General features: G+C 35.7%; 12 protein-coding genes. 4 read left to right on the top strand and 8 right to left on the bottom strand.

The window, feature by feature from the left end:
- Positions 1-129 precede the first annotated feature (129 nt).
- Positions 130-561, bottom strand: coding sequence for a transcriptional regulator Spx (gene spx, locus M2139_RS04455; protein ID WP_280737498.1), 432 nt, complete (start codon positions 559-561; stop codon positions 130-132).
- 923 nt (positions 562-1484) lie between these two features.
- Between spx and M2139_RS04450 the strand changes: the two genes are divergently transcribed.
- From M2139_RS04450 to argH, 3 genes are all read left to right on the top strand, one after another.
- Complete coding sequence (locus tag M2139_RS04450) at positions 1485-2705, top strand: MFS transporter (RefSeq protein ID WP_280737499.1); 1221 nt, start codon at positions 1485-1487, stop codon at positions 2703-2705.
- A gap of 219 nt (positions 2706-2924) precedes the next feature.
- Positions 2925-4124, top strand: coding sequence for an argininosuccinate synthase (locus M2139_RS04445; RefSeq protein ID WP_280737500.1), 1200 nt, complete (start codon positions 2925-2927; stop codon positions 4122-4124).
- Between the two features lie 75 nt (positions 4125-4199).
- Positions 4200-5573 carry an argininosuccinate lyase gene (gene argH, locus M2139_RS04440; RefSeq protein ID WP_280737501.1) on the top strand — a complete coding sequence of 458 codons (1374 nt, stop codon included), beginning with the start codon at positions 4200-4202 and terminating at the stop codon, positions 5571-5573.
- A 362-nt stretch (positions 5574-5935) separates the two neighbouring features.
- On the opposite strand, the gene M2139_RS04435 is transcribed toward argH, so the two are convergent.
- From M2139_RS04435 to M2139_RS04415, 5 genes are all read right to left on the bottom strand, one after another.
- A complete protein-coding gene (locus M2139_RS04435) occupies positions 5936-6430 on the bottom strand; it encodes an adenylate kinase (RefSeq protein WP_280737502.1) in 495 nt (164 codons plus the stop codon).
- A gap of 76 nt (positions 6431-6506) precedes the next feature.
- Entirely contained in the window at positions 6507-7871 is a 1365-nt protein-coding gene (gene mgtE, locus M2139_RS04430) for a magnesium transporter (protein WP_280737503.1), read from the bottom strand.
- Positions 7872-7888: 17 nt separating this feature from the next.
- Complete coding sequence (locus tag M2139_RS04425) at positions 7889-8788, bottom strand: RluA family pseudouridine synthase (RefSeq protein ID WP_280737504.1); 900 nt, start codon at positions 8786-8788, stop codon at positions 7889-7891.
- A gap of 1 nt (position 8789) precedes the next feature.
- Entirely contained in the window at positions 8790-9587 is a 798-nt protein-coding gene (locus M2139_RS04420; protein ID WP_280737505.1) for an NAD kinase, read from the bottom strand.
- Between the two features lie 2 nt (positions 9588-9589).
- Entirely contained in the window at positions 9590-10255 is a 666-nt protein-coding gene (locus M2139_RS04415) for a GTP pyrophosphokinase family protein (RefSeq protein ID WP_280737506.1), read from the bottom strand.
- Positions 10256-10603: 348 nt separating this feature from the next.
- Here M2139_RS04415 and M2139_RS04410 point away from each other — a divergent pair, with 348 nt between their 5' ends.
- Positions 10604-11188, top strand: coding sequence for a CYTH domain-containing protein (locus M2139_RS04410; protein WP_280737507.1), 585 nt, complete (start codon positions 10604-10606; stop codon positions 11186-11188).
- A 38-nt stretch (positions 11189-11226) separates the two neighbouring features.
- Here M2139_RS04410 and M2139_RS04405 read toward each other — a convergent pair whose 3' ends face one another.
- Together M2139_RS04405 and M2139_RS04400 are read right to left on the bottom strand one after the other, a co-directional pair.
- The gene (locus M2139_RS04405; RefSeq protein WP_280737508.1) at positions 11227-11799 is read right to left on the bottom strand and encodes a LysM peptidoglycan-binding domain-containing protein; all 573 of its coding nucleotides are present in this window, start codon (positions 11797-11799) and stop codon (positions 11227-11229) included.
- A 434-nt stretch (positions 11800-12233) separates the two neighbouring features.
- Positions 12234-13295: an AbrB family transcriptional regulator gene (locus tag M2139_RS04400; RefSeq protein WP_280737608.1), complete on the bottom strand. Its 1062-nt coding sequence runs from the start codon at positions 13293-13295 to the stop codon at positions 12234-12236.
- Positions 13296-13406 lie beyond the last annotated feature (111 nt).

The following is a 13406-nucleotide window of genomic DNA, read 5'->3' as shown; positions in this document are numbered from 1 at the left end:
TTCTTTTTTATTTTACTAGAAAAAACGCATGAAATGAACGATTTTTCGTTATTTCATGCGTTTTTTGTTAGAGACTTTTGTCACAGCCCCTTTTACTTTCTTCTCATTTATCATTTGTCACTAAAAGAATTATTTAGCTTTGACAAGTTCCTGTTGATAATTGATAAAGAATAATTGTTTGCGTTTTTCAATAAATTTGGCATTGCGAACATCTCTAGGAATAAAACGGCGAATATCATCTTCATTATAACCAATTTGCAGTTTTTGACCTTCAACAATTAAAGGTCGACGTAATAAGTCAGGATGTTTTTCCATCAAATCAACTAATTCCTCTAATGTTATTTCATCAAATTTCAAATTTAATTTTTGATAAATTTTTGAGCGTGTAGAAATAATGTCTTCTGTTCCATTTTCACATAATTTTAAAATCGCAATCAACTCATCTTTTTTCAAGGGATTAGCAAAAATATTTCTTTCTTTAAACTGTAAATCATGTTCTCGCAACCAAGCTTTCGCTTTCCGACAAGATGTGCAACTAGGTGTCGTATATAATGAAATCATAACAAATTCCTCACTTTCTATATTTTATCACTGAACCGTCAAAGAATTATCTTTATAAGAATCGGTGCTAAATCTTCAATAGTAATAAACAACAATAATCAAAATTTCAATTACTTTCTATAAAAAAGGAAATAAAGAAATTTTTGCGATTTATCTTCTTTCTGATTCAACATTTTATTATTTCCTCCTTTATTTTCTTTGTGTCTCTTTCTATATTTAAATTTTATAGCATTTTTCACTTTTTTTAAAATTTATTTTGATTTCAAGCCCCAAAAACGACGCTAAAAGTCTAATTCCAGTGTTAATCAAAAACATAATATTCGTTATTTTTTAAACAATAGAAGCTTGCTATATCACTCTTTTTTTGCTTACTCAGGAAAAAAACAATCGTCTTATTATCGCAATTGTACAGTTTATTTCAATAATTTCAACAAGTGGATAAAAAAATGAAAAACTCTTCTATTTCGGGAAATGAATATCTTTTTATCGCTAATTTTTATAGATTTTTGAAGATAAATCGCAAAAAAAGAAAGTAATACCCAAAAACGAAATTTTTTTATTTCTTTTTAAGACTATCTGCTATACTGAAAGAGAACTTTTAACATTTATTAAAATCGGCTGTCAACTCATTTACTAAAAAGAATGTTGCACAACCGCTTAAAATGTCAAAATTAACTATCCAGATTAATTTTTCTTCGGAAAGATTAGCAAGTTGCGTTAGCTCTCGTAGCTAACTTACATTTACTGGATGAATAAAATAAGAGGAGGGATTTTTTATGTGCGCTAGTATGCGTTTGAAAACTGAGGTTGTTTCAGCAAGGTAATCCCACAATTCAAACACCCCCTTTTGAATTTAGTGGGAAATAATGATTGCTACTTTATAAGATAAAATCCAAGAGCAATCAACACTAAAGGAGAAAAAGATGGTTCAACAATGGAAAAAGAAATACTTTACAATTTTAGCTGGTCAAACTGTTTCATTAATCGGTAGTTCAGCTGTACAATTTGCTTTAATTTGGTGGTTAACCAATGAGTCAAAATCAGCAATGATGCTATCGTTAGCGGGTTTATTCGCTTTCTTACCTCAAATGCTCTTAGGTCCTTTTGTGGGCGTTTGGTTAGATCGCTTAAAACGAAAAAATGTTGTAATTGCCGCAGATTTATTTATGGGGGTAATGGCTTTAGTTTTATCCTTATGGTTTCTTTTAGGAAAACCTAGTTATACAGCGGTGATTGCCGTGATTTTCTTAAGATCATTAGCTAATGTTTTTCACACCCCTTCCATCCAAGCGATTGTGCCGGTATTGGTGCCTGAAGAACAATTAATCAAGGCCAATAGCTGGAGTCAATTTTTACAATCAGGGGCCTTTATGTTAGGGCCAGTCATTGGCGCGGCTATGTATGCGGCCTTACCACTATGGATGATTTTATTAACTGATTTACTTGGTGCCTTAGTTGCTTCTGTCAGCTTGTGTATTATTCCGATCCCTAATCCGGCAAAGCAAAATACAAGTGCCCATTATTTACAAGAGTTAAAAGAGGGCTTAGCGGTCTTCAAAGAAAACAAGCCACTATTAACAGTGACTATTTTTTCATTTTTCACAATGATTTTCTTCTTTCCGCTAGCTTCACTATTTCCTTTAATGACCAATGTTCATTTTTCAATGTCCGCTTGGTTCGCTAGCTTGCTTGAATTTGCTTATGCGGTTGGTATGATGGCTGGTGCTTTTATTATTGGCTTGAAAACGAATTGGAAAGATAAATTATGGGCGGCTCAAGTAGGGAATTTAGGCTTAGCAATTACCGTTTTAGTTAGCGGCTTAGCACCAAGTAACCATTGGGGCTTTGGTTTATTCGTTGTTATGAGTTGTTTAATGGGCGGATTTGGAAATTTATACAATATTCCTTTCAACGCTTATCTTCAAGAAAATGTTCCCCAAGAAAAATTAGGGCGGGTTTTCTCGTTATTTGGTAGCGTCATGTCGGCTTCTATGCCGATTGGTTTATTAATTGCTGGACCAGTTTCTGATAAAAAAGGTATCGCCTTTTGGTTTGCTGTTTCAGGTGCTTTAATGATTTTATTCTCATTAATCAGCATTTGGGCCTATACAAAACTCAAGAAAAAACTAGCGATTAAAGCTTAATTTCAAAAGCTGCAGCTTAACCTCTGCAGCTTTTTTGTTGCCCTCAATCCCGCTTATTACCTACCGCAAAAACATTTTATTCATTTTGTGTATATTTATTTACAAAACAACTTGATTCCGTATAAAAACAATGATAAGATAAAAACAACAAAAATCTTATGCAAAAAAATAAGTTTTTATACTTTTATTATGAATAAAACACATAAGGAGTCTTTAATTATGAAAGAAAAAATTATTTTAGCTTATTCTGGTGGTTTGGATACTTCGGTTTCAATTAAATGGTTAGTAGATGAAGGTTATGATGTCGTCGCTTGCTGTTTAGATATCGGTGAAGGCAAAGAAATGGATTTTATTAAGGAGAAAGCTTTAACTGTTGGCGCTAGCGAATCTTATGCCATTGATGCAAAAGCTGAATTTGCTGAAGACTTTGCTTTGATTGCTTTACAAGGCCATACTTATTATGAAGGAACGTATCCTTTAGTTTCTGCCCTTTCACGTCCTTTGATTTCAAAAAAATTGGTTGAATTAGCCCATAAAACTGGCGCCACCACGATTGCTCACGGTTGTACTGGTAAAGGCAACGATCAAGTTCGTTTTGAAGTAGCTATCGCTGCTTTAGATCCTAATTTAAAAGTTATCGCACCTGTCAGAGAGTGGAAATGGTCGCGGGAAGAAGAAATTGCTTACGCTAAAGAAAAAGGTGTGCCAATTCCTGCAAATTTAGATAATCCTTATTCAATTGATCAAAATTTATGGGGGCGTGCTTGTGAGTGTGGTGCTTTAGAAGATCCTTGGGCAACACCACCAAAAGGCGCTTATGAATTAACTGCCGAATTAGCAGACACGCCAAATACGCCAGATATTATTGAAATTACTTTTGAAGCTGGCGTTCCGGTAGCCTTGAACGGTGAAAAACAAGCGCTATACCCACTAATTCAGGAGATTAATGTACTGGCAGGTAAACACGGGGTTGGTAGAATTGATCATATCGAAAATCGTTTAGTTGGCATTAAATCTCGGGAAGTTTATGAATGTCCCGGTGCTGTTACTTTAATCACCGCTCATAAAGCGCTAGAAGATTTAACTTTCGTACGTGAAATGGCCCATTTCAAACCAATTATCGAACAACAACTAAGTCAAATCATTTATGATGGCTTATGGTTTAATCCCTTAACTGATGCCTTAATCGCCTTTTTAAAATCTACGCAACAATATGTCAACGGCGTGATTAGAGTTCAATTATTTAAAGGTCATTGTATTGTTGAAGGACGGAAATCAGCCAACAGCCTTTACGATGAAAATCTGGCAACTTATACTTCAGCTGATACCTTTGATCAAGCCGCTGCCGTTGGTTTCATTAAACTTTGGGGCTTACCAACAAAAGTTCATGCAGAAGTTCAAAGTCAATTAAAAAAATAGCACAAAAACAAATGGTTGTTAACGAACAGGAGACCAGCTATTTGGTATTTCGTAAAATGAAGGAGTAATTAATTTATGGCAAAACTTTGGGGTGGCCGTTTTGATGGCAAAAATGAAGCTTGGATTGACGCTTTTGGCGCTTCCATTTCTTTTGATCAAAAACTGGCCAAACAAGATATTATTGGCAGTTTGGCTCACGTAAAAATGTTAGCTGCTACTGGCATCATTACTGAAGATGAAGGTGCCACCATTACAGCGGGTTTAAATATCCTTGCGGAAAAATTAGCTAATGGTGAACTAACTTTTACCATTGAAAACGAAGATATTCATTTAAATATCGAAAAATACTTACACGAAGAAATTGGACCCGTTGCTGGTAAATTGCATACCGCTCGTAGCCGTAATGACCAAGTAGCGACAGATATGCATTTATATTTAAAAGAAATCGTCCAACAAGTAATTGAAAAAATTGCCGATTTCCAAAAAGTTTTACTTCAACAAGCGGAAGCCAATGTTGAAACGATCATGCCCGGTTATACTCATATGCAGCATGCCCAGCCAATTTCTTTTGCCCATCATTTATTGGCTTATTATGGCATGTTAGCCCGGGATAAAGCTCGTTTTACAGAAAGTTTAAGCAGAATTGATATTTCGCCTTTAGGTTCTGCCGCCTTAGCTGGCACCACTTTCCCAATTGACCGTGAATTTGCGGCAAAGGAATTAGGTTTTGCTAAAATTTACGAAAACAGCTTAGATGGCGTTAGTGATCGTGATTTCATTTTAGAATTTTTAAGTAACGCATCTCTGTTAATGATGCATCTTTCACGTTTTTGCGAAGAAATCATTTTGTGGTGTAGTTATGAATTTCAATTTGTAGAATTAACGGATACCTTTTCAACCGGCAGTTCGATTATGCCTCAGAAAAAAAATCCTGACATGGCAGAATTAATTCGCGGTAAAACAGGCCGGGTTTACGGTAATTTATTTGGTTTATTAACTGTTATGAAAGGTCTGCCCTTAGCTTATAATAAAGATTTCCAAGAAGATAAAGAAGGCATGTTTGATTCCGCTGAAACCATTTTAACTAGTTTAGAAATTATGGCTGGTATGATTGCTTCTATGAAAATTAATACCGAACGAATGGAACAAGCAACTGAAAAAGACTTTTCAAACGCTACTGAATTAGCTGACTATTTAGCAACAAAAGGCATGCCATTCCGTCAAGCTCATGAAGTGGTTGGTAAGTTAGTTTTAGATTGCACGAAAAAAGGCACTTATTTACAAGATATTCCTTTAATTGAATATCAAGCCATTACACCGCTAATTGAAAGCGATATTTATCAAGCCTTAGCTTCAAGAACCGCGGTGCAACGCCGAAATTCATTAGGCGGCACAGGATTTGAGCAAATTAAACAAGCGCTAGCTAAAGCAAAAGAAGAGTTGTCTTAAAACTTTCTTAACCTTTTTTCACAAAATGGACATACTTTCTTATGTTTGCCTTAAGGTATCTGGCCTATAGTAGATACATACCAACAAACAAACCCTTAAACACTTTTTCATTTTTACTCCTTTCGCCCCTTAGCCCTTTCAGCTAAGGGGTAAATTTTTGTATTAAAAGCGAAGTGAGCTTGTTCAACTCCCGAGTAAAGTGCAAAAATAAATTATAGCGATGCTTTATATCGCGAATTTCTTTTTCACTTTATCGAGTGGTGCAAACGCTCGCAGCTAGACAATAGTAAAAGCGCAATGAGCTTGTTCAACGCCCCAATAAAAAGAAAAAACATGACCTTAAACTGTCATGTTTTTCCTTTTTATTTTTTGTCAGCATTTAAATAAGCTGTTGCTGCTTCTCTTGTTTTGAAAATGAAAATATTTTTAGTTGCTTGATACTTATCCAACAGCTGACAAATTTGTGGTCTTTGATCTTTGGCAAAATCAAGAATCCATTGTTTAAATTCTGCTTCAAATTCCGTTTCTACCCAGGGAAGATCTTCGCGGTCTTTACCAATCCGGGTTTCTACGCCAGCAAGGCAAACTTCTACAGGATAATCTAAAAAGAAAACTGTATCACAGGCTTGCAAGCGAAGTTCAAGGGTGCGCAGATAGTTACCATCAAGAATCCAATTTTCTTGTTGTAAAATTGCTGTTAAGTCTTGATCAAATTCTGCTTCAGAGACAGTTGTTCGATCATCGTTATGCCATAACCTATCCAAATAATGTAAAGGCATATCAGTCTGCTCTCTTAACTTCCGTGAAAAAGTGCTTTTCCCCGCACCAGGACAACCAATCACAATTACTTTCATCATAACTTCTCCTTTGCTTTAAATATATTCTTATCGCTTCAAAAAGCCATCTCTTTTCAGAGATAGCTTTACAAACAAATTATTTCCCAATAAAGTAACTCATAAATAAGCTAGCAATATTGAAATAAATTAAAACACTGGTTAAATCACTTAAAGTTGTAATAAAAGGGCCACTGGCAACCGCTGGATCAAAGCCAAGTTTATCCATTAAAACCGGAATTAAACTCCCCGCTAAATTTGCCACCGTAATCGCCCCTAACATCGCCATACCAATGACAAAACCTAAAATAAAATCTTGTTTCCAAATTCCAACAATTATTAAAATCGTCAGCCCCGTCACTAAACCTGTCACTAAACCAGTGATTACTTCACTTATCACAAGTTTAAAGAAATTATTTTTCTCATCAGAAACCGCTAAGCGCCGCACTGCCACCGCTAAAGATTGCGTGCCGGCATTGCCGGCGGTGCCGGTAATCAAAGAAATAAAAACCGCTAAAATACTGGCTTCACTCACTAAGCTTTCATAATGACTAATTAAACTTGCGGTAATCATTCCTAAAAATAGCAAAGTAATTAACCATGGCAAACGGCGACTGGCTGCTCGCACAGGATTTTCACTAATTTCTTCAACGTTAACCCCTGCCAAACCAGAATAATCACTGGCCGCTTCGTCATCAATAACATCAATGATATCATCGACAGTCACAATCCCTAATAGATGGTCGTCATAATCCGTTACGGGTAATGCTAAGAAATCGTAATCCCGGAAAGTTTGCGCGACATCTTCTTGGTCATCGCCTACATGAACAGATAAAACCCGTTCACTCATGATGTCTGCGACCATCGCATCATCTTCATTGACAATTAAATCCCGTAAAGAAATAACCCCCACTAGCTGATTATCGGTATCCACCACGTAAACATAATAAATCGTTTCCGCCACGGTAGCTTCATTTTTTAATACATACATAGCGGAACGAACGGTTTGGTTAGCAACGATAGAAACATATTCCGTTGTCATTAAAGAACCGGCTGTATCATCTTCATAATGCAAAAGTTCTTTAATTTCGCTAGCAGATTCGCTATTCATTAAACTTAAAAATTTAGCAATTTGCTTTTTGCCTAAAGTGTTTAATAAATCCACCGCGTTATCGGTAAACATTTCCGAAAGCATATCAGCTGCATAATTAGGCCGCATTTCCGATAGATAATCTTTCATGTTTTCATTATCTTCTTCAATCACATCAAACATATCGGCTAATTCTTTCGGAGATAAATAAGTATACATTAGTTGACGATCTTCTTTAGTTAATGATTGATAGAATTGTCCTTGCTCGTAAATGTGCAGTCCTAAAAAACGTTCCCTAAACTCCTGAATATTATTCTCTCTTAAATCAGTCAGTAATCGTTCAAACTGCTCCTGCAATTCTTCAGTTTCGTCCATCAATCTTCACCTCAGCTTTAATCTGTTAACTTTTTAACTATCTCCGCCATATCCGTAGCTAAAGGTAATTGAAAAGCTAGTTTTTCATTTGTAAAAGGATGCTTAAAAGATAAATAATAGCAATGTAAGGCTTGGCGGGTAATTCCTTGTTGTAAATCTCCCTCATACAGCTCATCTCCTAATAACGGACAAGAGAGCGCTGCAAAATGAACCCGAATTTGATGGGTTCGGCCAGTATGCAATTGAATATCTACTAACGCCGTATTTCCTTTGCGTTGTAATAACCAGTATTCAGTAATGGCTTGTTTACCAGTATCTATAATTTGACGTTTTAATAAAGAAGTTAAATCCCGACCGATCGGCAAATTAATTTCGCCGTGAGCTTCCAGTTGCTGCATTTCATCAGTAACTAAAGCTTGATATTTTTTGATAAATTGCTTTTGCCGCAGTTGTACATCTAATTTGGCATGGGCAAAGCCGTGTTTTGCAAAAAGCATCAAACCAGAAGTATCGCGATCTAAACGAGTCACCACATGAATCACTTGATTGACGTAATTTTGCTTTTTATAATAAGCTTTCACGCGATTAGCCATTGTACCGTTAGGATGATATTGAGCGGGAATAGAAGAAATTCCCGCTGGTTTATTCACCACTAAAACATGTTCATCTTCAAAAACAATTTCGATGGGCGTTTCATCCAGCAATAAGGTTTCATGCTCCCCTTCATCAGGAATCACAACTGTTACCTTATCATTTGCTTGCAAAGAAAACAAGACATTTTCTTCTTGCTGATTAACAAAAATTTTGCCACCTTGAAATTTAACTTTTGCCAATAAACCTTTTGACATTCCTTGTTCTTTTAAAAAATTTCGCAGTAATTGTGATTCTGCTTTTTGATAAATCCAAGTAAACTCCATGCTAACTTTCCCCAATAAAGGCATCTTTAACCCGCTGCCAAAAATGGGTATGACGATAGGAAGCAAAATGAATCCGCTCTTTAGCAATCCGATAGTAAATTGATTGAATATTTTCTTCGCGAATTTCTAATTGATCCACCGTTACTAAATAATTTTCCAAATCCTTCACGCGAATTTCTACCCATTCAGTATCGGCTACCACAACTGGCGAACCTAGCGTTCGGAAAACGCGATTGTTTAAAGAAGCAATTTCCGTTAACTGAAAAGCATTGATACTAGGGTGCAAGACTGCCCCACCAATACTCTTATTATAAGCCGTTGAACCAGTAGGCGTTGAAATAGATAAGCCATCACCTCTAAAACGTTCAAACAAATCTTCTTTTATATATACATCTGCTACCATTGTATGAATGCCATGACGAATTGTTGATTCATTTAAAGCTAAAAAATGATCATCAGCTTTACCATCGCTATAGCGAATAACCACATCTAATAATGGATAGCTAACACTTTTTTCCCGATCATTATTTAAACTATCGACCAATTCCGCCAATTCATAATCTCGCCAATCCGTATAAAAGCCTAAATGACCAGTATGGACGCCTAAAAAACTGACTTCATTTAATTGATCGCTATAATGATGAAAGGCTGATAACAGCGTGCCATCGCCCCCAATGGAAATCACTAATTCTGGTTGCACTTCATCAATTTCAATTTTAGCAGCTGCCAAGAGCGTCTTTAATTCTTGAGCGACTTGTTGTGATTTTTCTCCTTGATTATGAACAATTGCAACTTTCATATTCAGGTCCTTTCTTCTGGCTTAGGATTTTGTTGCTGATAATACTGCCGTTTTTTCCCGTGAGAAAACAAACGTTGGGCTTCTTGAATCTCTTCACGAATATTTGACATCTCTTCATCTAATTGATAAGCCGCTTCAGCTGCTCTTTGCAGACGTTCACTCATTTGTTCCGGGAAAACTCCCTGATATTTATAATTTAGCGAGTGTTCAATCGTTGCCCAAAAATTCATCGCTAAAGTCCGAATTTGAATTTCCGCTAAAATTTTCTTTTCACCCGTCACTAATTGTACCGGATATTCAATCACCAAATGATACGAGCGATAGCCACTTTCTTTTTTATTAGTAATGTAATCTCGTTCTTGAATGACTTTCATATCTTTGCGATTGCGGAGAATTTGCACCACTTGATGAATATCATCAACAAATTGGCACATAATTCTTAAACCGGCAATATCCGACATTTCTTCTTCTAAGCGCTCCACTGAAAGCCCCCGCAATTTAGCTTTCGCTAAAATACTATCAACCGGCTTCACTCGCCCCGTAACAAATTCAATCGGTACATGGCCATTTTGCTCGCGATATTGCTTACGAATCCCGCGCAATTTAACTTTCAACTCAGAAACCACTTGTTCATAAGGTGCTAAAAAAAGATTCCAATCTCTCTCCATACTTATCTCATCCTTGATTAAATACTGAAAAAGTTTCCTTTTTCAGTTGATTTATTTAATAATTGGTAGAAAAACGATGTTTTTCTACTTTAACTAGCTGTCTGTCAATTTTTAAAAACTCACAAAAACGACAGCATAGCACACTGTTTTATTTTACCATAAAGCAAGCGCAATTAACCACTAAACTAACACCCACTTCAAACAACTTTTCCTAAAAACTTGACGAAAAAAAAATCTTGTTGGAAAATAGAAAAAGCGGAACGGCTGGTTCTGCACCCGTGCAATGCATAAAACCATATAGCTGGATTACATAAACTATTCTACAACTCATCAAAAAGGAGAATTCCCTTGTCTGAAAATATTGAAATCGAATTTAAAACTTTACTAACAGAAACTGAATATCAAAGAGTTTGTCAGCATTTTCAAGTGAAGGAAGCTGATTTTTTCCAACAAACCAATGTTTATTATGATACTTCTGACAATGCTTTACAAAAATTAGGGGCTGGGTTGCGGATTCGTCTTTATCCTACCAAAGCAGAAGCTACTTTAAAAACACCATTAGCTACGGGTTTGTTGGAAACTAACGATGAATTAACCTTAACAGCAGCCAATGAATTAATTGCTCAACAACAATTTTTAACAACAGGTGTGGTGGTCGCTAAATTAGCCCAACTCAATGTGGCGGCTGACCAATTAAAAATTCTCGCTCAGTTAACTACTAAACGAGCTGAAGTGCCGTTAGCTGACGGTTTGCTGGCGATTGATGAAAGCTGGTATGCAGAAAATCACGATTATGAATTAGAAATGGAAGTCAGCGATGCCGCAACAGGCAAAGTTGCTTTTGAAAATTTACTTCAACAATTAGCAATTCAATATAAACCCGCTGCCAATAAAATTGCCAGAGCTTGCTACGCAACAAAAAAACAAGGTTAGAGAAAAATCTCTAACCTTGTTTTTTAATAACTACTTTTTTAATACCAGCCGTTAGCTAACCAAAAATCTTGCGCTGCACTCCATGAACCATAACGCCCTGCTACATAAGCGTCAGCCACCCGTTCTTGATTTTCTGCTGAATAATCGCCACCTAAATATGAATCAGTCAACTGATAACGACCATAATATTGACCGTTGACTGCTGTGTAAGAGCCACCAGATTCTTTCATGGCAATCCATTCTTTCGCTTCAGCATCAGAGCCACTTGTTGTAACCACTGGGCTTTCTTCAACAACTGCTGGTGTTTCATTTGTTACTACATTAACTACAACATCATTTACTTGTGGTTGTGAAGTTGTAATTACTTCACCTTCTGCCGGAATCAATAATTCTTGACCCACATAAATTAAGTTCACATCAGCAATTTGATTGTTTGCGGCAATCTGATTAATGCCATCAATTGAGTTATCAAAATATCTTTCAGCAATCGAAGATAAGGTATCACCACTGTTTACTTTATAAGCAGTCGCTGCTTCCGCTTGATTTGTACCCATCCATAAACTAACACCTGCTAGAGTTAATGTTCCTATTAAAAATTTTATTGTCTTCATAATCAATTACGCTCCTTGTTGATTTTTCTAAAATGTTGAATATTCTCGTTTCTCTGTGAAACGCATTTTAGAAATAAGTATTTGTTTTAACAACGATACTTACTTTAACACCAAAGAATATTTCATAGGTAAAAGGTTGATGACAATTCTTTACATCCCAAAAAATTTCATTACAAACTGTAATTAAAGAGTTCAAACATTAATATACCAGTGTATTACTACTGTTAAAAAATAACGATTTGCAATAAAAAATGGCAAATTTTAAAATCTTATCATTTAAAGACAAATGTTATATTACAAAATAACTGAAATATTACGAAAAAGAAAACGAATTCTAAAATTGAAAAACTGAACGGCTTGTTCTATCTTCTAGTAAAATCCATAAAAAAATCCCACCCATTCAATGAAAAGTTGGATTTTTTTCTATTATTGAATTAAAAACTCAAAAACAAACGAATTAAATTAGGCAAAACAATTACTGTATATAACGTCCGGCAAATTTGAATCCCTGCGATTTTCGGCATATCGCCACCTAACTCACCAGCAATTAAGGAAATATCGGTAGCACCAGCGGGTGAAGAAGCAAATAGCGCTGATTTCAAATCTAAAATACCTCGTTTATAGACAATAAAACCAAACAACACATTAATAACTAAATAACTCGCTAACAATAAACAAGCTGGAACTATCAATTTACCTAATTGCGCTAGACTATCTTGATTAAAAGTACAGCCAATAATTGAACCAGCAAAAATCTGAGCGACAAAACGAATATAATTTGATAACGGCGCAGTATTTTTTGTGATTTTCAAAGCACAAGAGAAGAGTAATGCAAAGATTAACGTTCCGGCTGGTATCCCTATAAATAATCCTAACAAGCCACCTAATGATGAGACTAATAAAATCAACAAATTATTCGCCCATTGTCGTTGCACACCAAAAGGGATTTTTTTCTGCAGTTCATTTTCCACTGGCTTTTCACTTGTTTCCGAGTCTTGATTCTTTTGAAATCTCTTCAATAAAAACTGAATCCAGTACGGTAAAATAATTAACATTCCCACTAAACGAGCTAATTGCATAGTTGCGACAATTTCAGCTTGAGCCCCCATATCAATACTGATTAAGGAAACATCCATAATTCCCCCTGGCAAGCAAGATAGCAAAGCTGTGATTTGATCCAAATGAAAAAATTTACTAAATAGCCAACCCATAGCAAAAGTATTAATAGTAAAAAAGAGCATTAACAACGCAATCGCTTTAGCTAATTTAGGAAAATTCAGCAAATCAGCTTTAGAAACTTGCTGACCAATATATGCTCCGCTGACAATTTGTGCAAAAATCTTCATAGTTCGCGGCATATACATTTCCCCAGTAACCATAGAAAAAACTGCCACTGCAATCATGCTCCCAGTCATAAAAGCTGCTGGCAAACGCATTCTTCTTGCAATCAAGCTGCCTAATAAACCAACCACCAACGTTAAAAGTATTTTTATCAACAACAAACAAATCCTCCAATCATCTAACTGATTAACCCTTTATAAAATATTCTAGCACTTTTTATAAATCGAAAACTTGTTAATCATCAAAAAATAGCAAAACTCACAATA

Origin of the sequence: Enterococcus sp. PF1-24 (assembly GCF_029893325.1) — a bacterium.
GTDB lineage: Bacteria > Bacillota > Bacilli > Lactobacillales > Enterococcaceae > HY326.
This window is presented reverse-complemented; position numbering and strand designations above follow the sequence as displayed.

Excerpts from the sequence above, each read along its gene's own strand:
- M2139_RS04445 (WP_280737500.1), top strand. The coding sequence starts at position 2,925 with ATGAAAGAAAAAATTATTTTAGCTTATTCTGGTGGTTTGGATACTTCG.
- M2139_RS04450 (WP_280737499.1), top strand. The coding sequence starts at position 1,485 with ATGGTTCAACAATGGAAAAAGAAATACTTTACAATTTTAGCTGGTCAA.
- M2139_RS04425 (WP_280737504.1), bottom strand. The coding sequence starts at position 8,788 with ATGGAGTTTACTTGGATTTATCAAAAAGCAGAATCACAATTACTGCGA.
- M2139_RS04415 (WP_280737506.1), bottom strand. The coding sequence starts at position 10,255 with ATGGAGAGAGATTGGAATCTTTTTTTAGCACCTTATGAACAAGTGGTT.
- argH (WP_280737501.1), top strand. The coding sequence starts at position 4,200 with ATGGCAAAACTTTGGGGTGGCCGTTTTGATGGCAAAAATGAAGCTTGG.
- mgtE (WP_280737503.1), bottom strand. The coding sequence starts at position 7,871 with ATGGACGAAACTGAAGAATTGCAGGAGCAGTTTGAACGATTACTGACT.
- M2139_RS04405 (WP_280737508.1), bottom strand. The coding sequence starts at position 11,799 with ATGAAGACAATAAAATTTTTAATAGGAACATTAACTCTAGCAGGTGTT.
- spx (WP_280737498.1), bottom strand. The coding sequence starts at position 561 with ATGATTTCATTATATACGACACCTAGTTGCACATCTTGTCGGAAAGCG.
- M2139_RS04420 (WP_280737505.1), bottom strand. The coding sequence starts at position 9,587 with ATGAAAGTTGCAATTGTTCATAATCAAGGAGAAAAATCACAACAAGTC.
- M2139_RS04435 (WP_280737502.1), bottom strand. The coding sequence starts at position 6,430 with ATGATGAAAGTAATTGTGATTGGTTGTCCTGGTGCGGGGAAAAGCACT.